The following is a 25,511-nucleotide window of genomic DNA, read 5'->3' on the forward strand; positions in this document are numbered from 1 at the left end:
GCGCTTGACCCGTTTTTTGCCCTGCGGGTCTCGCGCTCACCCGGGTGACGCGCGTAGAACGTCTGTCATGCATAAGCCACTGCGAATCGCGGCCATGGCCGCCGCGTGTGTTGTCGCCGGTGCCGGCCTCTACGGCGCCGGCGCGGCCACGGCCGGCCAGTCCACCGCGAACAGCACCCACGAGCCGTACAACATCGGCGTCCTGGTCAAGGACATCGACACCTACTACGGCACCACCCTGGACGCCAACGGCGTCTACCAGGCGTCGGCGAGCAGCCAGTACGCCAAGGACCTCGCGGCCATCGACCGCGCGGCGAGGAAGCAGATCGACAAGGCCGCCAAGAAGGCCTCGAAGAAGGGCCACAAGCCCGCGGTCGTCTTCGACATCGACGACACGCTGCTGCTCAGCCTCGACTACGAGAAGAAGACCAACTACACGTACAACGCCACCACTTGGGCCGACTACGTGAACAAGGCCGACCGTCCGGGAGTCTTCGGCAGCGCCGAACTCGTCCGGTACGCCGAGGCCAGGGGCGTCGAGGTCTTCTACAACTCCGGTCTCTCCGAGGCGCAGCGCACCGCCGCCGTCGAGAACCTGAAGAAGATCGGCGCCGATGTGAACCTCGACGCCGACCACATGTTCCTCAAGGACAAGGCCGCCCCGCCGTCCTACCTGAGCGCGTGTGCCACTCCGGGCACCTGGACCTGCACGACGGTGCAGTACAAGTCCGGCACCCGGAAGCACATCGAGCAGGACCTCGGGTACGACATCGTCGCCAACTTCGGCGACCAGTACTCGGACCTCGAGGGCGGGTACGCGGACAAGACCTACAAGCTCCCGAACCCGACGTACTACGTCAGCTGAGCCCGCTCACCGGCGTACGGGCTTGACGCCCTCCAGGGTCGGCACCACCGGCAGGATCGATCCGTCGGCCGCGAACTCCAGGCGGTCGACGGTCGTCTCCCGGTGCATGCCGTCACCGCCCGGCCTCCCGGGGCCGTTCAGGGCGAACCGGTGGTAGACGGCGTACCAGTCGTCGGTGCCGGGGGTGTTCACCACCGAGTGGTGGCCCGTGCCGAGGATGCCGTACTCGGGACGCTTGGACAGGATCGTCCCCTTCTTGGTCCACGGGCCGAGCGGGGACGGTCCGGTCGCGTAGGCGACGTGGTAGTTCTCGCTACGGGTGTCGTCCTCCGACCACATGAAGTAGTAGACGCCCTTGCGCTTGATCACGAAGGAGCCCTCGCGGAAGTTGTCCGGGGTGATGTCCCGGACCTTCGAGGCGTCGTACGACACCATGTCGTCGTTCAGCGGGACCACGTACCCGTGCCCGTTGCCCCAGTACAGATACGCCGTGCCGTCGTCGTCCGTGAAGACGGCGGGGTCGATCATCTGGCCCTTCAGCGCACCGCCCTTGGCGATCAGCGGCCTGCCCAGCGCGTCCTTGAACGGACCGGCCGGGGAGTCGGCCACGGCCACGCCGATCTGCTGCTCGGCGCAGAAGTAGAAGTAGTACTTGCCGTCGCGCTCGGCTATCGCGGGCGCCCAGGCGTATGTGTCGGCCCAGCTCACGTCCGGACCGAGGTCGAGGATGACGCCGTGGTCCTTCCAGTGGACCAAATCCTTGGAGGAGTACGCCTTGAACCGGGTCCCGCTCCAGCCCTGGAAGCCGTCGGTCGTCGGGTAGATCCAGTACTCGCCGTTCAGGTAGTGCACGTCGGGGTCGGCGTTGAGGCCGGGCAGCGTGGGGCTGTTGGTGCGCACCGCCTCGACCGTCCAGGTGCGCTTCGTGCCGTCCGCGGCCGTCACCGTGTACTTCTGCGGCTTGCGGAAGTCGCGCGGGGTGCCGGAGCGGGGGCTGACCGAGGCGCCCTCGCCGATCCACAGCTTCGGGGCGAGACGGGACAGGTCCGCGTCCGGCCCCATCGGGAGCACGACCTTCGCGGCGCCGTCCGTGACGATCGCGTACCCCTTCTGGTCCTTCGCCGTCGCGTCCACCACCGAGGCGGGGCTCGCCGGATACGCGGCCAGCAGCCGGTCGTACTCGGCCTGCGTCACCGGGATCACCGTGCCGTGCCGGGGGCTCGCGGGCAGCTGGTAGTTCTGCGAGGGGGTCCACTTGCCCGAGTCGAGGTCGGTGGTCTCGAACGGGACGTAGCCGCGGCCGCCGTACTCGTCGACGAACAGGTACCACTTGTCCTCGGTGTTCGACTTGAACACCGTCGGCCCTTCGCCGCGCTCCATCGCGCCGCTGCCGATGCAGTCGGCCACGAAGTCGTACTTCGTCGAGGTCAGCGTCGTCGACTTCTCGGCCGTGATGAACTTCGAACAGGGCGAGCTGGAGGAGGGGTCGCGCTCGTCCTTGGTGTAGCGGTAGTACGTGCCGTCGTGCTCGACCACCGTGGAGTCGATGACCGAGTAGCCGGGGTCGTCCCAGACCTTCGGGGCGCTGAAGGTGCGGAAGTCCTTCGTGGTCGCGTACAGCATCTTGTTGTACGTCGATCCGGTGTGGTCGGGGTCGTCGTCGGCGTACAGCTTGGACGCCCAGAAGACGACGAACTCACCGAGGCTGTCGTCCCAGTAGGCCTCCGGCGCCCAGGTGTTGCCCGCGCTGTCGGGCGAGACCTTCACCAGGCGCTGGTCGGTCCAGTGGACCAGGTCGGTGGACTCCCAGACCATGATGGACTTGCTGCCGTGCCGCTGGACCTGGTCCCAACTGCCGCTGCTGTTCTGGTACATCCGCAGATCGGTGGCGATCATGTAGAACTTGTCGCCCTCGGGGGAGCGGATCACGAACGGGTCGCGCAGGCCCTTCTCCCCGATCGTGGAGGTCAGGACCGGCTTCCCGGCGTTCAGCTCCCGCCAGTGCAGGGCGTCGTTGCCGCGGCTGAGGGCGTAGCGGATCTGCTCGCCGTCGGCGGTGCCCTCGCCGGTGAAGTAGGCGAAGAGGTAGCCGGCGTACTTGGGGTTCTTCACGGGTGGTGCTCCGGAGTTAGCGGTACCGGCGGTACTGGACGGGACGGTGAGGAGGGCGAGAAGCAGTGAGAGACAGGCGACTAGGAGGATTCGTGGGCGCATGTCACTCCTGTGGGGGTGTGGGGGTGTGGGGGTGTGGGGGTGTGGGGGTGTGGGGGTTCCTGTTGGGTCGTGTGCGCCTTCGGAGTCTCACCAGTGGGAAACAGCACGTCAATCGGTGAGTGGGCGATGAGAGCCGGCGAAAGTTTCGCTTGCTTTCGGTGAGGCGCGGCAACCTTCCCCCGGCATGGCGGCGACCGGATGGCAGAGGCGGGCCGGGGCGGCCCCTCCGGCCCGCTTCGTCCCCGTTGGCCCAGGAAAGGAACCACCCGTGCGTCCGAGCACCGGCCGTCACCGCAGGACCCGTACGCTCTCCATCGCCGCGGCCGTCGCCGTCGCCTCCGGAGCGGGCGGCGTCTACCTCGGCCTCTCCGACGGCGGCGCCCAGGCCGCCGCCACGACGGTCACCGTGTCCGACACCGCGGGGCTGGAGGCGGCTGTCAAGAACGCGGTCGCCGGTACGACGATCCAGGTCCGCGGCGGCACGTACACCCCGTCCGCGACCCTCAAGTCCACGGCGAACGGCACCGGTTCGGCCCGCATCACCCTCCAGGCGTACGGCGGCGAGAAGGTGAGGATCGACGGGGCCAAGCTGCCCGCGGGGTCCTGGCTGGCCGGTATCTACGGCGACTACTGGACCGTCCAGAACCTCACCTTCGTCAACTCCCCGGCCCAGGGCTTCGTCGCCACGTCGTCCGTCGGCGGCGTCTTCAAGAACCTCGTCACCGCGGACAACGGCGACTCCGGCTTCACGCTGCGCGGCGACGGCACCACGAACAACCTCGTGCAGAACCTCGACAGCCACGGCAACTACGACCCGGCCGGGCACGGGCAGAACGCCGACGGCATCGCCGTGAAGTTCGGCTCCGGCACCGGCAACCGGATCACCGGGGCGCGCCTCTACAGCAACTCGGATGACGGCCTCGACCTCTGGCAGTTCTCCTCACCCGTCACCATCGAACACACCTGGGCCTTCGGCAACGGCAAGAACCGCTGGTCCGACTCGGCCTTCGAGGGCAACGGCAACGGCTTCAAGCTCGGCGGCGGGGGTGCCTCGGTGGCCCACGTCGTCAACAACAACGCGGCCTGGGACAACACGCTGCACGGCTTCACCGAGAACTCCAACACGGGCGCGATCGTCCTGAACCGCAACACCGCGTACGCCAACGCCGAGACCGGGTTCTACTTCGCCACGGGCAAGGCCCGGCTGGCCCGGAATCTCGCGGTGGGCAACAAGAAGGCGCTTTCCAGGGTCGGGGCGTCCACCGTGTGTGCGGCGAACAACTGGGACGGTGGGGTGGCTGCTCCGGCGTTCAGGTCGACGGACGCGGCGACGGCGTATGCCTCGCGGCAGGCGAGCGGGGCCTTGCCGACGACGACATTCCTGACGACAGGGGCGTCGGCGATCGGCTCGACGATGAAGTGACTGCCGCTAAAGGCCGGTTGCGGACTGCAGGCTCGGTCGTGGCTGGTCGCGCCCGCGCGGCGGAGCCGCATCATCAATACAGCCCCGCGCCCCTTAAGGGCGCGAACGCCCCCGCCGGTCGTCACCGGCGGGGGCGTTCCACTGCTGACCGAGGGGGGCTCAGATCAGCAGGTCCTTGGGGATCGATCACTGGTACGTGATGTCAGATGCCGAGAACCGGCAAGCGGTTCCATCCGGACCGGTGCCGAGTTCCTTGGGCTCCTTGCCGCTGCTGTTGCCCTCGAAGCGGGTGCAGGTCTTGATCTTCTTGCCGCTGTCGCCGTGGACGCGGATCTTGCGCAGCGCGGCCGTGTCACCGTAGTTGGAGTTGACGCCGACGATCGATTTGCCGGGCGCGGTGACGTCCACGTCGTTGATGATGATCGACCGCTTGTACTGCGTGGAGCAGTTGCCGCAACTGCGCACCAGCTTGCCGAAGTTCTGCACCTGGAACCTGGTCACGACGAGCTTCCCGGCGCCGTTGAACTGGAGCACCTTGTCGTCGGCGTTCTTCGCGCCGCCGCCGTACACCGTGTACACGGTCGAGGGCGACTTGCCCTTGAAGGTCGCGGCGTCCTCGCCGACGTCCAGCCACCACACGTTCTGCAGCGTGCAGGAGCCCTTGCAGTGGACGCCGTCCGCGGCCGGGGAGCCGATGATGACGTTCTTGAGGGTGGCGCCGTCGGCCAGCTCGAAGATCGGGTCCTGGCCCTCTTCCTGGCCGCTGCCGCCCAGGTCGCCGGTGCCGTAGAACTTCGCGAGCTTGCCGTCGTACGTGCCCGACACCGGGATCGTCTTCGACACCGGCTTGCTGTCGGTGGGCGTCGGCCAGGCCGCGGCCGCGCCGGCCGACGACAGTAACGACGTGGTGGTGACGACGGCCGCGCCGGTGAGGCCGAGGGCGGAGACTCCGGCGATCAGCGCCCGGCGCTTCGTGGCCTTGCGGCGGTGCCGGACGCGCTGTTCGGTCTGTGCTGTCATGAACCGGTTCCTTGCGTGGAGGGGGGATCCTTGCGTCTCCTGGTCGCCACGCGTGGGGAAGGGGTTGCCGGTCCGGCGGAAACTTCGCTACGAATCCCCGTCCGCTGCCGAGTCGTTGTCGTCGTGCGCCGCGAAGTCGCCCGCCACGGACAGCTGTTCGCCGCCCGCGGTGGCCGTCATCGCATAGCGGTCGTCCTGCGCGTCCCGGCCGCCGCGCTCATGGTCGTACTGCCCGGCGAACACCCACTCGCCCGCACGGACCGTACGGCCCTCCCTGAGCACCCAGGTGTAGACGAGGAAGCCGTCCTGCTCCTCGACCGTCAGCGTGAAGTCGTCCTCGGGCAGCGAACGCCAGGCGCCCGTGTTGTTGACCCCACCGGTCTGCGCCACCGTCAACCGCACGGTGAGCGCGGTGAGTTGCTCGCTCGTCTTCAGGGTCAGGTTGCTCTGCGCCCAGAAGTCGTTGCTGTGCGGGTCCACCGAGCCGTCCGACCACAGGGGGCCGTCCTCCTCGCCCTTGGCGGCGGGCGGCGCGGCGGTGGGGGGCGGCTGCCGGGTCGGTGCACCGGTCGTCGCCCGGGACTCCGGTGTGTTCTGCGGGGTCGGGTCCGCCGGCGGGGCGGGCGGGGCCGGGGGAGGGCTCGTGGCGTCCGGGGACGGGGTCGGCGTCGGCGAGGTGGCCACCGTCTGCTGTGGGGTGTCCTCCTTCACGGCGGACGCCACCGCGTAACCGCCGACCGCGAGAACGCCGGCGACCGCGGCCGTGGCGGTCACCACCCTGGCCCAGCCGTACACGGGCGGACGGGTCGCGCGGTGGTCGCGGCGGGACTGCCCGGACGGCTCCGCCATGCCGCGCTCGATCCGGGCCAGGATCCGTGCGCGGTCGGGCTCGTGCTCCTCGGCCGCCTCGTGCAGCCGGGCGCGCAGTTCGTCGTGCACGTCCCGCCGCATCATCGGTTCCTTCCTCCGGCGCCCCCGGTGCGGGCCATGGCCGCCGCGTGCACCTTGAGCGGAGCGCCCTGCGTCCCGAGCAGCCGCTGCAGCTCGCCCATCCCCTTCGAGGTCTGGCTCTTCACCGTACCGACCGATATGCCCAGGGCGAGCGCGGTGTCCTTCTCGGAGAGGTCGAACGCATGCCGCAGCACCACACAGGCGCGTTTGCGGAACGGAAGTCTACGCAACGCCTCCTGGACGTCGACGACCCCCGCCACGTCCGGGTTCTCGGTCTTCTCCTCGCGCTGCGACCAGAACAGCGCCACCCGCCGCCGCTCCCGGACCGCGCTGCGGATCTTCGTGCGGGCCAGGTTGGCGACGACCCCGCGCGCGTACGCCACCGGATGGTCGGCCGCGCGTACACGATCCCAGCGGTGCCACAGCGCGAGCAGCGCGTCCGCCGCCAGATCGTCGGCGGCGTCCGCCTCACCCGTCAACAGATGGGCCAGGCGCGACAGTTCGGCGTAGTGGCGCTCGAAGAAGGCATGGAACTCCACGGAGGCGGCGTCGTCGACGACCGTACCCACGGGCGACCCCTCCTGCCTGCGAAGTGTCGTTTCGATCACGAATGTGGTCGTCCGGCGATCAATTCGCGATCATCCGGTCGAGGTCCGGAACTGTAGCAGCGATCGAGAGCCCGTTTCGTACGGGACTTCGAACACCGTGTGGTACGTCGCACGTGAACAGCTCTGATTCCGTAACACGGAGAAAACCTGAACCGCGTTCAACGCGGGAACAATCCAGCCAGCATCCGCACACCGATCAAGTCAGGCAGCAAGGAGCAACCGTCATGTCCGAATCCCAGAAGGTGGCCGACCGGTCAAGTGCCCCGCCGCCAGGCGTGAACAGCGTCGACCGGTACTTCAAGATCTCCGCGCGGGGCTCCACCTTCGCCCGTGAGATACGCGGCGGCTTCGCCACGTTCTTCACGATGGCCTACATCCTTGTCCTGAATCCCATCATCCTGGGCAGCGCGAAGGACAAGTTCGGCCACCAGCTGGACGCCGTCCAACTCACCACCGCCACCGCCCTGGTGGCCGCCGTCATGACGATCATCATGGGCGTCGGCGGCAACCTCCCGCTCGCGCTCGCCGCGGGGCTCGGCCTGAACGCCGTCGTCGCCTTCCAGATCGCCCCGCTCATGGCGTGGGACGACGCGATGGGACTGGTCGTCCTCGAAGGCCTGCTGATCTGTGTGCTCGTCCTCACCGGACTGCGCGAGGCCGTCATGCACGCCATCCCGCAGCCGCTGAAGCAGGCGATCAGCGTCGGCATCGGCCTGTTCATCGCCTTCATCGGCTTCGTGGACGCCGGGTTCGTCAGCCGCATCCCGGACGCTGCGAACACCACCGTGCCGGTTCAGCTGGGCGGCACCGGCCAGCTCGGCGGGTGGCCGATCCTCGTGTTCTGCCTCGGTGTCCTGCTGACGATCGCCCTGCTCGCCCGCAAGGTGAAGGGCGCCATCCTCATCAGCATCGTGACGATGACGGTCGCCGCGATGATCATCAACTCGATCGCCGACATCAAGGCCTGGGGCCTGACCACACCCGCCTGGCCCGACAAGATCGTCGACACCCCTGACTTCGGACTCATCGGCGACTTCAGCCTGTTCGGCGCGTTCGGCGAGACCACCGCCATCACCGTCGTCCTGCTGGTCTTCACCCTGGTCCTGTCCGACTTCTTCGACACCATGGGCACGGTCGTCGGCATCAGCGCCGAGGCCGGACTCCTCGACGAACAGGGCAAGGTGCCGAACCTCGGCCGGGTGCTGCTGATCGACGGCGCCGCGGCGGCCGCGGGCGGCGCCGCCTCCTCGTCCTCGGCGACCTCCTACATCGAGTCGGCGGCCGGCGTCGGCGAGGGCGCGCGCACCGGCTTCTCCAACCTGGTCACCGGCGGCCTCTTCGCCCTGGCCCTCTTCCTGACCCCGCTGCTCACCATCGTCCCGCTCCAGGCGGCCGCCCCCGCCCTGGTCGCCGTCGGTTTCCTGATGATGACCCAGGTCAAGCACATCGACTGGGACAAGTACGAGATCGCCATCCCGGCGTTCCTGACCATCGCCGTCATGCCGTTCACCTACTCGATAACCAACGGCATCGGCGCCGGCTTCGTCGCCTACGTCGTGATCAAGGTCGTGCTCGGCAAGGCGAAGGAGATCCACTGGCTGCTGTGGGGGACCTCGCTGCTGTTCCTGGTGTACTTCGCGATCAACCCGATCGAGCAGATCCTGGGCGTCAAGTAGACCTCCCCGGCTCCCGGGCCCGGGCAGACAGGACCTAGCTCTTGAGCGCCGCCTCCATCACCTTCCTGGCGACGGGGGCGGCCAGCCCGTTGCCGCTGACCTCCGAGCGCTCCGCGTTCGACTGCTCGATGATCACCGCCACGGCGACCTCCTTGCCGTCGGCCTTCCCGTAGGACGTGAACCAGGCGTACGGCGTCTTGCTGTTGTTCTCGCCGTGCTGGGCCGTGCCCGTCTTGCCGCCGACCGTCGCGCCAGAGATCTGCGCGTTCGTGCCCGTGCCCTTCTCGACGACCGTCTGCATGGCCGACTGGAGCTGCTCGGCGGTGTCGGAACTGACGATCTCCGTGGAGTCGGCGTCGTCGTCGTAGTTCTCCAGGACGTCGCCGCCGCCGTCGGTGATCTGGGACACCATGTGCGGCGAGACCAGCTTGCCGTCGTTGGCTATGGCGGCCGACACCATGGCCATCTGGAGCGGCGTGGCGGTGACGTCGAACTGGCCGATGCCGCTCAGAGCGGTCGACGCCTCGTCCATGTCAGAGGGGTACACGCTGGTGTACGCCCGCACCGGCACGTCCTGCTCCTTGTCGTTGAAGCCGAACTTCTCGGCCATCTCCCTGACCTTGTCCTGGCCCAGGGCGACGGCCATGCTCCCGAAGACGTTGTTGCAGGAGTACTGCAGGGCGACCCGGATCGAGGCGTTCTCGCAGGGCGCGGACGGGTTCTCGTTCCCCAGCTTGTCGCTCGACTGCGGCAGCGGGTACGGGTCCGGGCTGTCCGTCTTCTCGTCCACCGACGAGTACAGCCCGTCCTCCAGCGCGGCCGCCGCCACGACCAGCTTGAACGTCGAACCCGGCGGCAGCGGCTGGCGCAGCGCGCGGTTCGTCATCGGCTTGTCGGAGTCCTTGGTCAGCTGCTTCCAGACGTCCGAGTCGCCCGTGGTGATCCGGGACGGGTCGTACGACGGAGTGGAGACGACCGCGAGGATCTTCCCCGTGGCCGGGTCGATCGCGACGGCGGCGCCCTTGTTGTCGCCGAGCGCGTCGTACGCCGCCTTCTGGACGTCCGGGTCGATCGTCGTGATCACGTTGCCCGGGTCGGACCGCTTGTTGGTGACGGTGTCCATCACGCTCTTCAGGCGGTTGTCCGTCCCGTCGAGCAGGTCCCGGTACACGCCCTCCAGCTGAGTCGCCCCGAACGCCTGCGAGCTGTACCCGGTCACCGCCGCGTACAGCGCGCCGTCCTTGTACGTCCGCTTGTACGCGAGGTCGCCGCTCTTCATCCGCGCCGAACCGGTGACGGCCTCTCCGCCCACGACGATGTTGCCGAGCGGCTCGCTGTACAGCGCGATCGTGTTCCGCCGGTTTTCCTTGTCGTCCGCGAGCGCCTGGCCTTCGTAGAACTGCACCCAGGTCGCCCTGACCAGCAGAGCCAACACCAGCAGCAGCGCGAAGACGGACGCCCGCCTGATCGTCTTGTTCATCCCACTCCGAAGGACGATCAGGATGGGGTGGAACGTTCCCTTCCACCCGGTTTTCTCATCGGGGGTTCATGAAGCCGCGTTCATGAAGCCCGCCTCGTAGGCGGCGATCACCGCCTGCGTACGGTCCCGGATGCCGGTCTTCGCGAGGACCGCCGCCACATGCGACTTCACGGTGGCCGGGCCGACCTCCATGCGCCGCGCGATCTCCGCGTTGGTCAGGCCCCGCGCCATCAGCCGCAGCACCTCGCTCTCCCGGCAGGTGAGCCGCGCCACCCAGGGCGGTGGCGCCGGGTACGCGCGTGCGTGCTCGGCCGCCAGGGTGCGCACGGCCGCCGGGAACAGCAGAGTGTCGGTGGGCGAGACCAGCCGCACGGCCTGCACCAGCGCGTCGGCGTCCGCCCGCTTCAGCAGGAACCCGGCGGCTCCGGCGCGCAGCGCGTCGTACACCTAGGAGTCGTTCTCGAAAGTGGTGACGAGCACGATGCGGGGCGGCTCGTCGAGCGTGGCGAGGATCTGCTCGGTGGCTCGACGGAGAGGATGGCGCGCAGGGCGGTGCGCACCATGCGCTCGTCGTCGGCGAGGACGACACGGACGGGCGGGCGGTCGCTCATGCGGGTCCCTTCATGGTCCCTTCATGGGCAGTCGTACGTTCAGCCGCCACGTCCCCCCGGCAGCCCCGGCCTGCGCGGTCCCGCCCAGCAGCCGCGTCCGGTCGGCGATGCCCCGCAGACCGTGACCGCCGCCGGGGCGGCAGGGGGAGGCGCCGGTCGTGGCGTCGGTCAGGGCGTTCGGGAGAGGCCCTCACCCCTCCAGATGCAGCACGAACTCGTCGATCTCCTCGCCCCGCGCGTTCGCGAACCCCCTCGCCTGCGCGGTCACCCGGAACCCGCACTTGTGCAGCACCCGCAGCGAGCCCTCGTTGTCCGCCGCCGCACGGGCGTACAGCGGGCGTTCGGGGACCTCGGTGAGCAGCCCCCGCAGGGCGGCCGTGGCGACACCGCGCCCCCAGTACGCGCGGTCGACCCAGTAGGTCACCTCCCGCTCGCCCGGCTCCCCGTACACGGCCGTGCTGCCCACCACGTCGCCGTCGGCCAGGATCGTGCGCAGGACGTCCGACGAGGACCGGATCCGTTTCCAGTGCTCGTCGAAAGCGTCCCGATCGGCCGGGTCCTTGGGGGTGAAGGCCGCCATGCGCAGGGCCTCCGGGTCGTTCATCTGCCGGTAGAAGACGGGCAGATCACTGTCGTGCACCTCACGGAGCTCCACATCCATGAGGACAGAGCCTAGGCAGTCAGAGCCTCCGAGTCGCCAGGGTCAGCCGGTCCCGCGCGTCGAAGAGCGCGTCCTTCACCAGCTGCTCATGGGCGGGCGTCAGCCGCGCCACCGGCACCGAGCAGCTGATCGCGTCCCGGGCCGGGGTGCGGTACGGGATCGCGACGCCGAAGCAGCGCAGCCCCAGCGTGTTCTCCTCGCGGTCCACGGCGAAGCCCTGCTCGCGGATCTGCTGCAGTTCCTCGATGAGCTTCTCGCGGTCGGTGAGCGTGTGCTCGGTCAGGGCCGGGAGCGTCTCCGGGAGCAGCTTGCGGACCTGTTCGTCCGAGTAGGTGCTCAGCAGCGCCTTGCCGAGGGAGGTGGAGTGCGCCGGGAGGCGGCGGCCGACCCGGGTGAAGGGGCGCAGGTAGTGCTGGGACTGGCGGGTGGCCAGATACACGACGTTCGTGCCGTCGAGGCGGGCCAGGTGGATCGTCTCGGTCGTGTCGTCCGAGAGGCGGTCCAGCGTCGGGCGGGCCGCCGCGACCACCTCGTCGCCGTCGATGTAGGACGTGCCGACCAGCAGCGCCCGGACGCCGATGCCGTACCGCGTGCCCGTCGCGTCCGTCTCCACCCAGCCCAGCTCCACGAGCGTGCGCAGCAACATGTAGAGACTGGACTTGGGATATCCGACGGCCTCCTGGACCGACGCGAGGGAGTGCATGCCGGGGCGTCCGGCGAAGTATTCCAGCAGTTCAACCGTCCGTACCGCGGACTTGACCTGCGCCCCGCCGCCCGTCTCGCCAGCCGACATCGCCCTTGACCCCTTCGTTGGACGGGAAATAGTCTCCGAAGCATATTCATCATCAGAGACAACGTTCAGTATATCGAACGAGCCTGGTGGATGACCCCGTACTGCGGCAATACATGTGTGGAGGGACCCGCGGTGGCAGCAGCACCAGTCTGGAGTGTCGACCCCCGAACCGGGAAGCAGCGTGAACAGGTTGCGGTGGAGGCCACAGCCCAGGAGGTGGACGCCGCCGTCCGCGCCGCGCACGAAGCGCGCGGCGCCCTCGCCGACCGCACGGTCCGCGCGGCCTTCCTGCGCACCGCCGCCGACAGGCTCCAGGCGGCCAAGGACCACCTCGTCGAGGCCGCCGACGCCGAGACGGCGCTCGGCCCGGTCCGGCTCACCGGCGAACTCGCCCGCACCTGCTACCAGCTGCGGTCCTTCGCGGACATCGTCGACGAGGGCGCCTTCCTCGACGTCGTGATCAACCACCCCGACGACACCGCGACCCCGCCGATCCCGGATCTGCGCCGCTACAAGGTGTCCCTCGGAGTCGTCGCCGTCTACTCGGCGTCCAACTTCCCCTTCGCCTTCTCCGTCGCCGGCGGCGACACCGCGAGCGCGCTGGGCGCGGGCTGCCCGGTCGTCGTCAAGGCCCATCCCGACCACCCGGCCCTGTCCGAGCTGGTCGCGTCCGTCCTGCGGCGGGCCGCCGCCGAGCACGGCATCCCCGAGGGTGTCATCGGCCTCGTGCACGGCTTCGAGGCCGGCATCGAGCTGATCAAGCACCCGTTGATCACCGCGGCCGGCTTCACCGGCTCGATCCGGGGCGGCCGCGCCCTCTTCGACGCGGCGGCCGCGCGGCCGGTGCCGATCCCGTTCCACGGCGAGCTGGGCTCCCTGAACCCGGTCGTCATCACCGAGGCCGCGGCCGCCGAGCGCGCGGAGGCCATCGGCGCCGGGCTGGCCGGCTCGATGACGCTGGGCGTCGGCCAGTTCTGTGTGAAGCCGGGCCTGGTGCTGGTGCCGTCCGGTGCCGCCGGTGACGGCCTGGTCAAGTCGCTCACGGACGCCGTCAGCGACACCGACTCCGGTGTCCTGCTCGACCACCGCATGCGGGACAACTTCATCGCCGGGGTCGCCGAGCGTGCCGAGCTCCCCGACGTGGAGACCCCGGTGACGCCGGGCGCCGGCGGCGAGCACACCGTGAGCGCCGGCTTCCTGACGGTCGCCGCCGAGAAGCTCGCGAGCGAGGGTGCGTACGACCTGCTCCTGGAGGAGTGCTTCGGCCCGGTGACCGTCGTGGTCCGCTACGACGACGACGCGCAGGCACAGACCGTGCTGTCCCGGCTGCCCGGCAACCTCACGGCCACGGTCCACCTGTCGGCCGAGGAGGCGGCGGGTGAGGGACGTGGGGCGGAGATCCTCGCGGAGCTGACGCCGCTGGCCGGGCGTGTGCTGGTGAACGGGTGGCCGACGGGCGTCGCCGTGGCGGCGGCCCAGCACCACGGAGGGCCGTACCCGGCGACGACCTCGACGTCCACGTCGGTGGGCGGTACGGCGATCGAGCGGTGGATGCGGCCGGTGGCGTACCAGGGCGCCCCCGAGGCGCTGCTGCCGCCGGAACTGCGGGACGACAACCCGCTGGGGCTGCCGCGCCGGTTCAACGGTCAGCTCGAACGCTGAACGAATTAAGGGCCACATGGCGGAGGGGAAACTGAAAGACTCAGGAGATGGACGTGGAACTTCCTGAACTGCCCTTTCCCCTCCGCACCTACGGCCCCGACGGCCACTGGGCCTACGAGGACGGCATCCTCTCCGGATGGGCGGGCCCCCGCCAGGACCGGTTCGTGCCGCCCACCGGTGAGGGCCTCGACCCCGCTTCCGACGCGCCGCGGCTGCTCGGGGCGCCCGAGGGCGACTTCCAGCTGATCGCGCGGGTCACCGTCGGGTTCGCCGCCGCCTTCGACGCCGGGGTCCTCTACGTCCACGTCGGGGAACGGGCCTGGGCGAAACTCTGCCTGGAGTACTCCCCGGACGTGCCCACCGTCTGCACGGTGGTCACCCGGGGGCACTCCGACGACGCCAACTCCTTCACCGTGGAGGGCAGTTCGGTCTGGCTGCGGGTGAGCCGGACCGGCCGGGCCTTCGCCTTCCACGCCTCCCGCGACGGCGAGCGCTGGACCTTCGTCCGGCTCTTCACGCTGGGCGAGGAGAAGGAGACCGACGCCGCCCTGGTCGGCTTCATGACGCAGTCGCCGATGGGGGAGGGGTGTGTCGTGACGTACGACCACCTGGAGTTCAGGCCCGACTGGCCGAAGGACCTGCGAGACGGAAGCTGAGCAGGCCGGTCACCGCGAGCAGCGCCGCGCTGACCACCAGGCTCAGCCGCATCCCCGTCACGAAACCGTCGGAGACCAGCGCCCCGAACACGGCGATCCCCAGCGCCCCGGCCATCTGCCGCGCGGCGTTGAGCACCCCGGCCGCCAGACCCGCCCGCTCGGTGGGCACGGCCTCCAGCATCGCCGCCGTCAGCGGCGGCACCGTGAGCGCGCAGCCCAGGGCCATGGGGACCAGGAGCAGGGCCACCACGGCCGCAGGCGTGTCGGTGTCGACGTACAGCATCGCGAGCAGTCCCGCCACGGCCAGGCCCTGCCCCAGCAGCATCGGCAGCCGGGCGCCGTGGCGGCCCGCGAGCTTGCCCGCCACCACGTTGGTCACCGCGATCAGGCCCGTCATCGGCAGGAACATCAGCCCGGCCGCCAGCGCGGAACGCCCCTGCACCTGCTGGAAGAAGAGCGAGAAGACGAACACCATGCTGTAGAACGCCACGCTGACCGCCGTGCCCGCCGCCACCGTCACCGCGACGGTCCGGTCACGGAACAGGCCGAGCGGGACGACCGGATGCGGGTGACGTGCCTCGACCCAGAGGAACACGGCCGCCGCCACCACGGCCACCGCCAGCGCCACCCAGCCCGCCGTGCCGCCCTCGATCACCGCGAACGTCAGCGCGGTGAGCGCCACCACCGCCGTCACCTGCCCGGGCAGGTCCAGCGGCGCCGGGCGGCGTTCCGAGCGCGGGGCCCGCAGGAGCAGGACGAGGATCAGGGCGCCGACGGGAAGGTTGACGAAGAAGATCCCGCGCCAGTCCCACGCCGTGGTCAGCACACCGCCCGCCACCGGGCCCAGCGCCACCGCCGCCGAACCGCCCGCCGCCCACACGGCGACCGCCCGCGCCCGCCGCGCCGGATCGGCGTACGCCTGCCGCACCAGCGACAGCGAGGCCGGCAGGACGACGGCCGCCGCCACGCCCTGCACCACCCGCGCGCCGATCAGCGTCGGCAGGTTCGGCGCCAGACCGCAGGCCGCCGAGGCGAGCGTGAACACGGCGGCACCGAGCGCGAACGCCCGGCTCGCACCCACCCGGTCCGAGAACGCCCCGGTCGACAGCATCAGCGCGGCGAACGCCAAGGTGTAGGCGTCCACCACCCACTGCAGGCCGGACATCCCGCCCCCGAGCGAGGAACCCATCGCGGGCAGCGCCACGTTCACGATCGACGCGTCGAGGCAGACCAGCGCGAAGCCGAGAAGACCGGCGGTGAGGGTGACGGCGGCGGAGGACCTGCTGGGTTCCAACGCGCCGTGCGGCAGGGCGAGTTCGTCGCCCTTCAGGGTCTGGTTCGTTGACATGCCCTCCATGCTGGGGGCCCGGACCGTCGTACAGTAGTGGCCGGAATGCCATGCACCCGGAGGTTCTGGCCATGCCGCAGTCGCGTACCCCGCACCGCATCGCCGTCGTCGCCCCCTCACCCGTCTCGATGTTCAACCTCGCCATCCCCGAGATGCTGTTCGGCAAGGTCGAGGTGGCCGGACAACCCGGCTACGAGGTGGTCATCTGCGCCGCGGAGCCCGGCCCGGTGCCCACCAGCGGCGGACTCGACCTGTACGTACGTCATGGACTCGACGTCGTGCGCGAGGCGGACACGGTGCTCGTCGCCGGGACCGGGGAACCCTACGAACCGGAGGCCAGGATCGTGACCGCCGTCCGCGAGGCGGCCGCCGCCGGCAAGCGGATCGCGTCCCTGTGCACCGGCGCCTTCCAGCTCGCCGAGGCGGGCCTGCTGCACGGGCGCCGGGCCACCACGTACTGGGCGCACGCCGACGAACTGCGCCGCCGCTACCCGCACGTCCAGCTCTGCGGGGACGTGCTGTACGTCCAGGACGGGCCGTACGTCACCTCCTCCGGCTACGCCGCCGGCATCGACCTGTGCCTGCACGTCATCCGCACCGACTACGGCGCCGCCGTCGCCAACGAGGTCGCCCGGCGTGCCCTCGTCGCGCCCGTACGGCCCGGCGGCCAGACCCAGTTCACCCAGACCCCGCTGCCGCCCGAGCGCGGTGACGCCTGCGCCGACACCCGGGGCTGGGCCATGCGCAACCTCGACAAGCCGCTCACCCTCACCGACCTGGCCCGGCACGCCGGCGTCAGCGTCCGCACCCTCACCCGCCGCTTCCACGCCGAGAGCGGGGTGAGCCCGCTGCAGTGGCTGCTCCACCAGCGCGTCGAGCGCGCCAAGGAGCTGCTGGAGACCACCGACCTGCCCATGGACCAGGTGGCCCACGCCTGCGGCCTCGGCACGGCCGACTCGCTGCGGGGGCATCTGGTCCGGCGTACCGGACTGACGCCCAGCGCCTACCGGGCGCAGTTCAGCCGGCTCGGAACCGGCGCCGCGGCAACCACGTCCTCCGTTGCATGATCAGTGACCGGATGACCGCACACCGTGTGATCCGCACCGCCGTGCCCGCCGAGGCCGAGGACGTCGTCGCGCTGCACGCCCGCGCCCGGGCGACGTACTACCCCGACGGGATCCCGCAGGACGGCACCGACTGGCTCGCCTCCTGGCGCAGCGCCATCGAGCGGCCGGACGGGCATGTGCTGTGCGTCGTCGAGGAGGGCCGGATCATCGGGCTGGCCTCCTTCCGCACCCCAAAGGACGCCCCCCGTGACACGGTCAAGCTGTTCCAGTTCCACGTCGACCCCGACCACTGGCGCTCCGGCGTCGGCACCGCCCTGCACGCGGCCTGCGTCGAGGAGTGGCGGGCCGACGGCAAGCGGACGGCCGTGCTGGACGTGCATGTCGACAACCGGCGCGCCCAGGGCTTCTACGCCCGTCAGGGCTGGGTCCCGGACCCGGAGAACCCGCCCGCCGAGGGCGACCACCATCTCTTCCTGCGCTTCTCCGTCAACGGGGAATGAAGTCGGCTGATTGAAGGTTCACACACTGAGCGGAGGGAGTCTCCGAACCGTACGACTGGAGAGAGCCACAGACATGCGCGTCGAGATCTGGAGCGACATCGCCTGCCCCTGGTGCTACGTGGGCAAGGCCCGCTTCGAGAAGGCGCTCGACGCCTTCCCGCACCGCGACCAGGTCGAGGTGGTGCACCGCTCGTTCGAGCTGGACCCCGGACGCGCCAAGGGCGACATCCAGCCCGTGATCATTATGCTCACCAGGAAGTACGGCATGAGCGAGGCGCAGGCGCAGGCCGGAGAGGAGAACCTCGGCGCGCAGGCCGCCGCTGAGGGGCTCGACTACCGCACCGAGGGCCGCGACCACGGCAACACCTTCGACATGCACCGGCTGCTCCACCTCGCCAAGGAACACGGCAGGCAGGACGCGCTGATCCAGGCCTTCTACCGGGCGAACTTCGTCGAGGAGCGGTCCGTGTTCGCCGAGGGCGACGAGCGGCTGGTGGAGCTGGCCGTCGCCGCCGGGCTCGACGCCGACGACGTCCGGGGGGTTCTCGCCGACCCGGACGCCTACGCCGACGCCGTCCGCAGCGACGAGCGCGAGGCCGCCGAGCTCGGCGCGGGCGGGGTGCCGTTCTTCGTCCTCGACCGTAAGTTCGGCGTCTCCGGCGCCCAGCCCGCCGAGGTCTTCACGCAGGCTCTGACGCAGGCGTGGGGCGACCGGTCGCCGCTCCAGCTCATCGACCAGGGCGACGCGGACGCGTGCGGTCCCGACGGGTGCGCGGTGCCGCAGCACTGAGTCACCGAGCGAACCCGCAGGTCACGGGGGATCTATAAGCGTTGCTTAGCGAAACCGCGTAAAGAATCGCAATGGACCAATAGGTGCTCAGGGCTCAGAGTGGAGCCATGGAGACCTTCGAGAGCCTGGTCCGTGCCGAGTTCGCCCCGAAGAACGTCTATCTCAACACCGCGAGCAACGGCCTGCTGCCGGCCCGCACCGTCACCGCCCTGGACCGGGCCGTGCGGATGCGGGCCGAGGGCACGCCGACGGGCCCCCTGTACGAGGACGTGGAGGCCGTGCGCGCCTCCTTCGCCCGGCTGGCCGGTGTTCCCGTCGAGCGGGTCGCGACCGGTGCGTCGGTCGCCGAGTACGGCGGGCTGATCGCCGCCTCGCTGCCCGCCGGCGCCGAAGTCCTCACCGCGGAGGCCGACTTCGCCTCCCTCGTGAACCCCTTCCACATGCGCGGCGACCTCAAGGTCCGCGCCGTTCCGCTGGAGCGCCTCGCCGAGTCCGTCCGCCCGGACACCGCCCTCGTCGCCGTCAGCGCCGCCCAGTCCGCCGACGGCCGGATCGCCGACCTGGCCGCGGTGCGCGCGGCGGCCGAGGCGCACGGGGCCCGCACCTACGTCGACGCCTCCCAGTCGGCCGGCTGGCTGCCGCTGGAGGCCGGGGCGTACGACTTCGTCGCCGCCGTCGGCTTCAAGTGGCTGCTCGGCCCGCACGGCGCCGCGTTCTGCGTCGTCCCCGAGGACTTCGGCGGGCTGACCCCGCTGCTCGCCGGCTGGGTCGCCGGGGAGTTCCCCTGGGACAGCTGCTACGGCCCCGTCGAGGACCTCGCCCACTCGGCACGGCGTTTCGACATCAGCCCCAGCCTGTTCAGCCACGCCGGGCTGCGCGCGTCCCTGGAGCTGATCGAGGAACTGGGCGTCTCCGCCATCGAGGCCCACGACCTCGGCCTCGCCGACCGCTTCCGCGCGGGACTCGCGAGCCTCGGGCACGAACCGGTGCCCGCACCCGGCTCGGCGATCGTCTCCGTGCCCGGACTCGGCCACCGCCAGCCCGAGTTGAGCGCCGCCGGCATCGAGACCTCCAACCGCGCGGGCAACCTGCGCGCGGCCTTCCACCTCTACAACACGACGGCCGACGTCGAACGCCTGCTGGACGTCCTGTCCTCTTGAACCACTGCCGAGGGCAAGCGCAAGGCGCCCCTGAAGCGGCATGGCCGTTCCGGGGCGCCTTGCTGTGAGTTCACCTCACGTGCGGCTCACTTCACGGGCGTGAAGTCCCGCGCACCGATGAACTCCGGCCGCCGTACGGGAGCCGAGAAGGGCTCGACGGCGGTGTTCTCCACGCTGTTGAACACGATGAACACGTTGCTGCGCGGGAACGGCGTGATGTTGTCGCCGGAGCCGTGCATGCAGTTGCAGTCGAACCAGGTCGCCGAACCGGCCTTGCCGGTGAAGAGCTTGATGCCGTACTCGGACGCCATGGCGGTGAGCGCCTCGTCGGACGGCGTGCCCGCGTCCTGCATTTGCAGGGACTTCTTGTAGTTGTCCTTGGGCGTGGCACCCGCGCAGCCCAGGAAGGTCCTGTGCGACCCGGGCATGATCATGAGCCCGCCGTTGGTGTCGTAGTTCTCGGTCAGCGCGATCGAGACGGACACCGTCCGCATGTTGGGCAGACCGTCCTCGGCGTGCCAGGTCTCGAAGTCCGAGTGCCAGTAGAAGCCGCTCGCCCCGAAGCCCGGCTTGACGTTGATCCGCGACTGGTGGACGTACACGTCCGAGCCGAGGATCTGCCGTGCCCGCCCGACGACCCGCTCGTCGCGCACCAGGGAGGCGAACACCTCACTGATCTTGTGCACCTCGAAGACGGACCGGATCTCCTTGGACTGCGGCTCGACGATCGAGCGCTCGTCCGCGCGGATCGCCGGGTCGGTGACCAGCCGCTCCAGCTCCCGCGCGTAGACCGCGACCTCGTCCTCGGTGATGAGCTGGTCGATGGCGAGGAAACCGTCGCGCTCGAAGGACTGCAGGTCACCGGTGGCGATCGGGCCCGGCGTGTCGGGGGAGCCCCACACGACGGGGTCCTTGCGCGGGGTCGACACCTCGGTGGCGCCGCGGCTGGGGTAGAGATCGGTGACGTTTCCGGTCATGGCGGTGGTCATGGGTTTCTCACACCTCCTCGGGCTCGGTGAGCAGCGGGTAGACGCCGTTCTCGTCGTGGTCCTCCCGGCCGGTCACGGGCGGGTTGAAGACACAGATGCAGCGGAAGTCCTCCTTCACCCGCAGCGTGTGCCTCTCGTGGCCGTCCAGGAGGTACATGGTCCCGGGCGTGATCAGGTGCGTCCGCCCGGTCTCGTGGTCGGTCAGCTCTGCCTCGCCCTCGACGCAGACGACGGCCTCGATGTGGTTCGCGTACCACATCGACGTCTCCGTACCCGCGTACAGGATCGTCTCGTGGAGCGAGAAGCCGACCCGCTCCTTGGCGAGGACGATGCGTTTGCTCTCCCAGGTGCCCGACGCCGACTTCACATGGCGGTCGGTTCCTTCGATGTCCTTGAACGAACGGACGATCACGGTGCTGCGATGCCTCCTAGGTGGTGTTTCAGATGGTTTCCCGGACGGAGCGGGCGAGGACGCTGAGTCCCTCGTCCAGTTCCTCCGGGGTGATCGTGAGTGCCGGAAGCAGCTTCACGACCTCGCTCTCGGGGCCCGACGTCTCGATGAGCAGCCCGAGTTCGAAGGCTCGGTGCGCGACGCGTCCGGCGCGCTCCTTGTCGTGGAACTCCAGGCCCCACACGAGCCCGCGCCCGCGGTACTCCTTGACGTCGGCGAGGTTCTCCTCGGTGATGGAGATCAGCGCCTGCTCGATCTGCTCACCGCGCTTGCGGGTCTGCTTCTCCATCGCGGACCCGTCCGCCCAGTACGCCTCCAGGGCCGCGGTGGCCGTGACGAAGGCGGGGTTGTTGCCGCGGAAGGTGCCGTTGTGCTCGCCCGGCTCCCAGATGTCCAGCTCGGGCTTGAACAGGCACAGCGACATGGGCAGTCCGTAGCCGCTGATCGACTTCGACACGGTGACGATGTCCGGGGTGATGCCGGCCTCCTCGAACGAGAAGAAGGCACCGGTACGCCCGCACCCCATCTGGATGTCGTCGACGATGAGCAGCATGTCCTGCCGCTCGCACAGCGCGGCGAGTGCCTGCAGCCACTCCCGGCGGGCGACGTTGATGCCGCCCTCGCCCTGCACGGTCTCGACGATCACGGCGGCGGGCTTGTTCAGCCCGGACCCCTGGTCCTCGAGCAGCCGCTCGAACCACAGGAAGTCCTCGACCGTGCCGTCGAAGTAGTTGTCGAACGGCATGGGCGTGCCGTGCACGAGCGGGATGCCGGCGCCGGCCCGCTTGAAGGCGTTGCCGGTGACGGCGAGGGAGCCCAGCGACATGCCGTGGAAGGCGTTGGTGAACGAGACGATGGCCTCGCGCCCCTTCACCTTCCGGGCCAGCTTGAGCGCCGACTCCACGGCGTTGGTGCCCGTGGGGCCGGGGAACATGACCTTGTACGGCAGGTCACGCGGCCGCAGCACCAGGTCCTGGAAGGTCTGCAGGAAGGCCCGCTTGGCGCTGGTGGACATGTCGAGCCCGTGCGTGACGCCGTCACGCTCCAGGTAGTCGATCAGCGCCCGTTTCAGGACGGGGTTGTTGTGTCCGTAGTTCAGCGAGCCGGCACCGGCGAAGAAGTCCAGGTACTCGTGGCCGTCCTCGTCGTACATCCGGCTGCCCCGGGCACGGTCGAAGACGGTGGGCCAGCCGCGGCAGTAGCTGCGCACCTCGGACTCCAGGGTCTCGAAGACGCTGAGGTCGGGCTGGGTGATGGTCACGACGAATCGCTCCTCGTTGCGTGGGGGGAGGTCAGAGGGAGAAGGGACCGATGCGGTACAGGACTTCGGGGTCGTGCGGCCCGTCGGGGAACAGGCTGGTGGAGAACAGCACCTCGCGCTCCAGAGCGGCACCGTGCCGCTCGGCGAAGGCGTCGAACAGGCGCTCGGAGGCGATGTTGCCGGGGGTGATGGTGGTCTCGACGTTCGTGACGCCGTACTCGCCACCGACGCGGGCGACGAGCCCGTCGAGCAGCGCGGCGGCGATGCCGCGTCCGCGGTAGGCGTCGTCCACGGCCACCTGCCAGACGAGCAGGGTGCGCGGTCGCTCCGGCCGTACGTATCCGGTGACGAAGCCGACCGGCTCACCGCGCTCGTCGCGGGCGACGGCCGACGTGCCGGCGAAGTCGCGGCACCACAGCAGATAGCTGTACGACGAGTTGAGGTCGAGGGCCTTGGAGTCTCGGGCAATACGCCACAGCGCGGCCCCGTCGGCCACCGCCGGACGGTCGATTTGCAGGTCTGCTTGTGCGGCAGTCATGCGAATTGAATTTACCGAGGGAAATTCGAAATTGCATGGCCGTGTGGGGTTACGTATGAGCGGTGGGTGTGTTATCACGCGGGCGTGAGGGCCCTCGGCTTACCGGGGCGGCTTGCCCGGTTTCATCCCTTAAATCCCGCCCAAAACGGTCACGATGTGGAACGCGTCACAGCCATGTAACTCTCACGAGACCTGCCCGAATTGGTACGGATGGCGTTCGCGAAATCTTTGCGTTTAGGGCTGGAGAAAGCGGGCAGAAGAAGATGGGAAGCTGCCCGGAAAAGAATTCCTGGAATTACGTTGAATTCAGGCTCCGGTTACACCGTCAACACGTTCCCGCAAAATATCGCCCCCGCCGCCCCTACCCGTCCCATCCCTGGGGGCTGCGCCCCCAGACCCCCGCTATCGGCCCTCCGGGCCTCGTCCTCAAACGCCGGACGGGCTGAAAGATCCAGGCCCGGCAAATCCAGCCCCTCCGGCGTTTGAGGAGCGGGGTCTGGGGCGGAGCCCCAGAAGGGGCGCGGGGAACTGCGCGACCAACCCCCGCCGGGCTGCACCCGAAGAGCGACACCGGGGTCGAAGGGGCGGAGCCCCTGGGGATGGGATGGGTAGGGGCGGCGGGGGCGAGGTAGGCGGGGTCAGTGCCAGCCGGCGTCGACCGCGCGCAGTGCCCCTTCCACATCCACAATCAGCCCCTGCTCAGCCAGCGCAGTACCCAGCGCGGCAAGGCACCCCCGTACCACCCCCACCCCCGCATCCGCCCCGTAGTGATTGACCCGGATCATCTCCTTGGCCAACGCCCCACCCCCGGCGACCAGCGGCAACCCAGGATCACCCGCCACCGCCCGAGCCACCACCTCCGACGCCGCCACCCCCTCAGGCACCCTCAACGTCGTAGCGACCGGCGCAGCCTCCCGGACATCGCGCACATACGGCTCAAGACCCCCGCACAGTGCCACCGCCCCGGCCCGAGTACCCAGCGCGGCGGCCCGATGCCGCCCCATCACCGCCTCCAGCCCGTCCCCCTCGATCCGCTCCACACACGCCTCCAACGCCAGCATCTCCAACTGCGCGGGCGCATGCAGCAGCACCTTCCGCCCCCCGTCGACCCACCGCTCCTTCCAGTCCAGCAGCGACAGATACGACCGCCGCGGCGCCCGCGGATTGGACGCCATCCGCGCCCACGCCCGCTCGCTCACCGACACCGCCGACACCCCGGCCGGCCCGCCCATCGCCTTCTGCGCCCCGATGACACACAGGTCCACACCCCACGCGTCCGGAAGAACCGGCTCGGCCCCGATCGACGCCACCGCGTCCAGGTAGAACAGCGCCCCGTGCGCCCGCACGACCTCACCGATCTCCGCGACGGGGTTGGTGTTGCCGGTCGCCGCCTCCGCGTGCACCAGGGACACGAAGTCGATCTCCGGGTGCTCGGCGAAGGCCTCCCGGACCTGGTCCGCGGTGACCGCCGTGTGGAAGGGCACCGCCAGATCGATCACGGTCGCCCCGCAGTCCCGCAGCCAGTCACCGAAGGTCTGCCCGTAGGGGCCGGTGATGACGTTCAGCGCGACCGTGCCGGGCCCGGCCGTCCCCCGGATCGCCCCTTCGAGGGGCAGCAGAGCCTCGCCCTGCATGATCACGACGTCCTGCCCGGTACCGAGCAGCCGCGCCACCCGGTCCTCGATGGCGGCGAATCGGGCGGCGCTCAGCGGGGCCAGGTCCAGGAAGGGATGGGTCGAGGCGGGGTGGGTCACGGCGGGCTCTCTTCGCTCTCTGTGCTCCAGGGGGACGACGTGACGAGCGTAACCGCGCACCCCGACGCCCCTCCCCACTCCCGACTTCTTAGGTCGAACGGCCCCTTAACCATCGGTTTGGTTTGGGGATCTCAAACCTCTCCTTATAATCGGAACTCATAGTTCCCTGACAGGAGGCCCCCCGTGAAGACGACCCTCGGGCGCCGGACCCGCGTTCTGGCCGCCACCACCGCGACGGCCGGGCTGGTGCTCGTGGCCGGCTGCTCCTCCGACGGCAACGGCGGCAGCGGTACGAAGACGGCGGCCGGCGGTGTCGAAGTCGTCAAGGCGGGCCAGCTCACCACCTGCACCCACCTGCCCTACCCGCCCTTCCAGTCGGAGATCGACGGCAAGGTGCAGGGCTTCGACGTCGCCCTCATCGACCTGGTCGCGGACGACCTGGGCGTGAAGCAGGCGATCGTCGACCAGCCCTTCGAGAACTTCAAGACCGGCGGCTCCCTCAACGCCGGCCAGTGCGACCTCGCCGCCGCCGGCATGACCATCACCGAGGAGCGCAAGAAGAACGTCGACTTCTCGGACCCGTACTTCGAGGCCACCCAGGCCGTCCTGGTCGACAAGAAGAGCGGCATCTCGTCCTTCGCCGACCTCAAGGGCAAGAAGGTCGGCGCCCAGGCGCAGACCACCGGCGAGGACTACGCCAAGAGCAAGGGCCTCGACCCGGTCTCCTTCGAGTCCTCCGACGCCGTGATCAACGGCCTGCGCACCGGCCAGGTCCAGGCGGTCGTCATCGACTACCCGGTCGTCCAGGGCTGGCTGAAGGACAAGGCCAACGCGGCCGCCTTCGAGGTCGCCGAGCAGATCAACACCGGTGAGCAGTACGGCTTCACGGTGAAGAAGGGCAACACCAAGCTCCGCGAGGCCATCAACAAGGCGCTCAAGGACGCGAAGGCCGACGGCACGTACAAGAAGCTGTACGAGCAGTGGATCGGCCCGTACGACGAGTCGGCCGCCTCCGCGTCGCCCGCCGCCTGAT

At 69.7% G+C, this 25,511-nt stretch carries 23 protein-coding genes and 1 pseudogene; 10 read left to right on the forward strand and 14 right to left on the reverse strand.

Going from position 1 to position 25,511, the window contains the following annotated elements; all coding sequences use genetic code 11:
- Positions 1-67: 67 nt before the first annotated feature.
- Complete coding sequence (locus tag AQJ67_RS15310) at positions 68-865, forward strand: HAD family acid phosphatase (protein WP_062719258.1); 798 nt, start codon at positions 68-70, stop codon at positions 863-865.
- Between the two features lie 6 nt (positions 866-871).
- Here AQJ67_RS15310 and AQJ67_RS15315 read toward each other — a convergent pair whose 3' ends face one another.
- The gene (locus tag AQJ67_RS15315; RefSeq protein WP_062719259.1) at positions 872-3,079 is read right to left on the reverse strand and encodes a glycoside hydrolase family 43 protein; all 2,208 of its coding nucleotides are present in this window, start codon (positions 3,077-3,079) and stop codon (positions 872-874) included.
- A gap of 268 nt (positions 3,080-3,347) precedes the next feature.
- Here AQJ67_RS15315 and AQJ67_RS15320 point away from each other — a divergent pair, with 268 nt between their 5' ends.
- Positions 3,348-4,502 carry a right-handed parallel beta-helix repeat-containing protein gene (locus AQJ67_RS15320; RefSeq protein WP_062719260.1) on the forward strand — a complete coding sequence of 385 codons (1,155 nt, stop codon included), beginning with the start codon at positions 3,348-3,350 and terminating at the stop codon, positions 4,500-4,502.
- Positions 4,503-4,688: 186 nt separating this feature from the next.
- On the opposite strand, the gene AQJ67_RS15325 is transcribed toward AQJ67_RS15320, so the two are convergent.
- From AQJ67_RS15325 to AQJ67_RS15335, 3 genes are all read right to left on the reverse strand, one after another.
- A complete protein-coding gene (locus AQJ67_RS15325; protein WP_062719261.1) occupies positions 4,689-5,522 on the reverse strand; it encodes a pectate lyase in 834 nt (277 codons plus the stop codon).
- A gap of 87 nt (positions 5,523-5,609) precedes the next feature.
- Complete coding sequence (locus AQJ67_RS15330; RefSeq protein WP_062719262.1) at positions 5,610-6,476, reverse strand: anti-sigma factor; 867 nt, start codon at positions 6,474-6,476, stop codon at positions 5,610-5,612.
- Positions 6,473-7,042 (reverse strand): SigE family RNA polymerase sigma factor, encoded by a 570-nt coding sequence (locus AQJ67_RS15335; protein WP_062719263.1) that lies wholly within the window; start codon positions 7,040-7,042, stop codon positions 6,473-6,475. The genes AQJ67_RS15330 and AQJ67_RS15335 overlap by 4 nt, the downstream gene beginning before the upstream one ends.
- A 263-nt stretch (positions 7,043-7,305) precedes the next feature.
- On the opposite strand from AQJ67_RS15335, the gene AQJ67_RS15340 reads away from it, so the two are divergent.
- The gene (locus AQJ67_RS15340; RefSeq protein ID WP_062719264.1) at positions 7,306-8,757 is read left to right on the forward strand and encodes an NCS2 family permease; all 1,452 of its coding nucleotides are present in this window, start codon (positions 7,306-7,308) and stop codon (positions 8,755-8,757) included.
- Positions 8,758-8,791: 34 nt separating this feature from the next.
- Here AQJ67_RS15340 and AQJ67_RS15345 read toward each other — a convergent pair whose 3' ends face one another.
- The 4 genes and pseudogenes from AQJ67_RS15345 to AQJ67_RS15360 form a co-directional block, all read right to left on the reverse strand.
- The gene (locus tag AQJ67_RS15345; RefSeq protein ID WP_062719265.1) at positions 8,792-10,237 is read right to left on the reverse strand and encodes a peptidoglycan D,D-transpeptidase FtsI family protein; all 1,446 of its coding nucleotides are present in this window, start codon (positions 10,235-10,237) and stop codon (positions 8,792-8,794) included.
- A gap of 66 nt (positions 10,238-10,303) precedes the next feature.
- Positions 10,304-10,848 (reverse strand): annotated as a pseudogene (locus AQJ67_RS15350) (response regulator transcription factor).
- Positions 10,849-11,038: 190 nt separating this feature from the next.
- Positions 11,039-11,509, reverse strand: coding sequence for a GNAT family N-acetyltransferase (locus AQJ67_RS15355; RefSeq protein WP_062719266.1), 471 nt, complete (start codon positions 11,507-11,509; stop codon positions 11,039-11,041).
- Positions 11,510-11,528: 19 nt separating this feature from the next.
- Positions 11,529-12,302: an IclR family transcriptional regulator gene (locus AQJ67_RS15360; RefSeq protein ID WP_062719267.1), complete on the reverse strand. Its 774-nt coding sequence runs from the start codon at positions 12,300-12,302 to the stop codon at positions 11,529-11,531.
- Between the two features lie 132 nt (positions 12,303-12,434).
- Here AQJ67_RS15360 and AQJ67_RS15365 point away from each other — a divergent pair, with 132 nt between their 5' ends.
- Both AQJ67_RS15365 and AQJ67_RS15370 read left to right on the forward strand, forming a co-directional pair.
- Positions 12,435-13,964 (forward strand): aldehyde dehydrogenase (NADP(+)), encoded by a 1,530-nt coding sequence (locus AQJ67_RS15365; RefSeq protein ID WP_079055969.1) that lies wholly within the window; start codon positions 12,435-12,437, stop codon positions 13,962-13,964.
- A gap of 47 nt (positions 13,965-14,011) precedes the next feature.
- On the forward strand, positions 14,012-14,620 hold the full coding sequence (locus tag AQJ67_RS15370; RefSeq protein WP_048583637.1) for a DUF1349 domain-containing protein: 609 nt from the start codon (positions 14,012-14,014) through the stop codon (positions 14,618-14,620).
- Here AQJ67_RS15370 and AQJ67_RS15375 read toward each other — a convergent pair.
- A complete protein-coding gene (locus AQJ67_RS15375; RefSeq protein ID WP_062719382.1) occupies positions 14,580-15,968 on the reverse strand; it encodes an MFS transporter in 1,389 nt (462 codons plus the stop codon). The two genes, AQJ67_RS15370 and AQJ67_RS15375, sit on opposite strands and share 41 nt — an antisense overlap.
- 71 nt (positions 15,969-16,039) lie before the next feature.
- Between AQJ67_RS15375 and AQJ67_RS15380 the strand changes: the two genes are divergently transcribed.
- The 4 genes from AQJ67_RS15380 to AQJ67_RS15395 all read left to right on the forward strand — a co-directional run bounded on the left by AQJ67_RS15380 (position 16,040) and on the right by AQJ67_RS15395 (position 19,485).
- Complete coding sequence (locus AQJ67_RS15380) at positions 16,040-17,035, forward strand: GlxA family transcriptional regulator (RefSeq protein WP_062719381.1); 996 nt, start codon at positions 16,040-16,042, stop codon at positions 17,033-17,035.
- A complete protein-coding gene (locus AQJ67_RS15385) occupies positions 17,032-17,535 on the forward strand; it encodes a GNAT family N-acetyltransferase (protein ID WP_208614963.1) in 504 nt (167 codons plus the stop codon). The genes AQJ67_RS15380 and AQJ67_RS15385 overlap by 4 nt, the downstream gene beginning before the upstream one ends.
- A 73-nt stretch (positions 17,536-17,608) precedes the next feature.
- Complete coding sequence (locus AQJ67_RS15390; protein WP_062719269.1) at positions 17,609-18,325, forward strand: DsbA family oxidoreductase; 717 nt, start codon at positions 17,609-17,611, stop codon at positions 18,323-18,325.
- A gap of 107 nt (positions 18,326-18,432) precedes the next feature.
- Positions 18,433-19,485 carry an aminotransferase class V-fold PLP-dependent enzyme gene (locus tag AQJ67_RS15395; RefSeq protein WP_062719270.1) on the forward strand — a complete coding sequence of 351 codons (1,053 nt, stop codon included), beginning with the start codon at positions 18,433-18,435 and terminating at the stop codon, positions 19,483-19,485.
- An 86-nt stretch (positions 19,486-19,571) separates the two neighbouring features.
- Here AQJ67_RS15395 and thpD read toward each other — a convergent pair whose 3' ends face one another.
- From thpD to AQJ67_RS15420, 5 genes are all read right to left on the reverse strand, one after another.
- Positions 19,572-20,474 (reverse strand): ectoine hydroxylase, encoded by a 903-nt coding sequence (gene thpD / locus AQJ67_RS15400; protein WP_062719271.1) that lies wholly within the window; start codon positions 20,472-20,474, stop codon positions 19,572-19,574.
- Positions 20,475-20,481: 7 nt separating this feature from the next.
- On the reverse strand, positions 20,482-20,886 hold the full coding sequence (locus AQJ67_RS15405; protein ID WP_062719272.1) for an ectoine synthase: 405 nt from the start codon (positions 20,884-20,886) through the stop codon (positions 20,482-20,484).
- 28 nt (positions 20,887-20,914) lie between these two features.
- Positions 20,915-22,186, reverse strand: coding sequence for a diaminobutyrate--2-oxoglutarate transaminase (ectB, locus tag AQJ67_RS15410; protein ID WP_062719273.1), 1,272 nt, complete (start codon positions 22,184-22,186; stop codon positions 20,915-20,917).
- 31 nt (positions 22,187-22,217) lie between these two features.
- Positions 22,218-22,724, reverse strand: a complete 507-nt coding sequence (gene ectA, locus AQJ67_RS15415; RefSeq protein ID WP_062719274.1) for a diaminobutyrate acetyltransferase — start codon at positions 22,722-22,724, stop codon at positions 22,218-22,220.
- A 638-nt stretch (positions 22,725-23,362) separates the two neighbouring features.
- Complete coding sequence (locus AQJ67_RS15420; protein ID WP_062719275.1) at positions 23,363-24,478, reverse strand: pyridoxal-phosphate-dependent aminotransferase family protein; 1,116 nt, start codon at positions 24,476-24,478, stop codon at positions 23,363-23,365.
- A 183-nt stretch (positions 24,479-24,661) separates the two neighbouring features.
- Here AQJ67_RS15420 and AQJ67_RS15425 point away from each other — a divergent pair, with 183 nt between their 5' ends.
- On the forward strand, positions 24,662-25,510 hold the full coding sequence (locus tag AQJ67_RS15425; RefSeq protein ID WP_062719276.1) for a transporter substrate-binding domain-containing protein: 849 nt from the start codon (positions 24,662-24,664) through the stop codon (positions 25,508-25,510).
- Position 25,511: the final 1 nt, after the last annotated feature.

The sequence above is a fragment of the Streptomyces caeruleatus genome (assembly GCF_001514235.1).
Taxonomy (GTDB): Bacteria; Actinomycetota; Actinomycetes; order Streptomycetales; family Streptomycetaceae; genus Streptomyces; species Streptomyces caeruleatus.

Coding starts and splice junctions, on each gene's coding strand:
- AQJ67_RS15385 (WP_208614963.1), top strand. CDS start 17,032: ATGATCAGTGACCGGATGACCGCACACCGTGTGATCCGCACCGCCGTG.
- ectA (WP_062719274.1), bottom strand. CDS start 22,724: ATGACTGCCGCACAAGCAGACCTGCAAATCGACCGTCCGGCGGTGGCC.
- AQJ67_RS15370 (WP_048583637.1), top strand. CDS start 14,012: ATGGACGTGGAACTTCCTGAACTGCCCTTTCCCCTCCGCACCTACGGC.
- AQJ67_RS15315 (WP_062719259.1), bottom strand. CDS start 3,079: ATGCGCCCACGAATCCTCCTAGTCGCCTGTCTCTCACTGCTTCTCGCC.
- AQJ67_RS15390 (WP_062719269.1), top strand. CDS start 17,609: ATGCGCGTCGAGATCTGGAGCGACATCGCCTGCCCCTGGTGCTACGTG.
- AQJ67_RS15395 (WP_062719270.1), top strand. CDS start 18,433: ATGGAGACCTTCGAGAGCCTGGTCCGTGCCGAGTTCGCCCCGAAGAAC.
- AQJ67_RS15310 (WP_062719258.1), top strand. CDS start 68: ATGCATAAGCCACTGCGAATCGCGGCCATGGCCGCCGCGTGTGTTGTC.
- AQJ67_RS15375 (WP_062719382.1), bottom strand. CDS start 15,968: ATGTCAACGAACCAGACCCTGAAGGGCGACGAACTCGCCCTGCCGCAC.
- AQJ67_RS15345 (WP_062719265.1), bottom strand. CDS start 10,237: ATGAACAAGACGATCAGGCGGGCGTCCGTCTTCGCGCTGCTGCTGGTG.
- AQJ67_RS15330 (WP_062719262.1), bottom strand. CDS start 6,476: ATGATGCGGCGGGACGTGCACGACGAACTGCGCGCCCGGCTGCACGAG.
- thpD (WP_062719271.1), bottom strand. CDS start 20,474: ATGACCACCGCCATGACCGGAAACGTCACCGATCTCTACCCCAGCCGC.
- AQJ67_RS15325 (WP_062719261.1), bottom strand. CDS start 5,522: ATGACAGCACAGACCGAACAGCGCGTCCGGCACCGCCGCAAGGCCACG.
- AQJ67_RS15355 (WP_062719266.1), bottom strand. CDS start 11,509: ATGGATGTGGAGCTCCGTGAGGTGCACGACAGTGATCTGCCCGTCTTC.
- AQJ67_RS15360 (WP_062719267.1), bottom strand. CDS start 12,302: ATGTCGGCTGGCGAGACGGGCGGCGGGGCGCAGGTCAAGTCCGCGGTA.
- AQJ67_RS15340 (WP_062719264.1), top strand. CDS start 7,306: ATGTCCGAATCCCAGAAGGTGGCCGACCGGTCAAGTGCCCCGCCGCCA.
- AQJ67_RS15380 (WP_062719381.1), top strand. CDS start 16,040: ATGCCGCAGTCGCGTACCCCGCACCGCATCGCCGTCGTCGCCCCCTCA.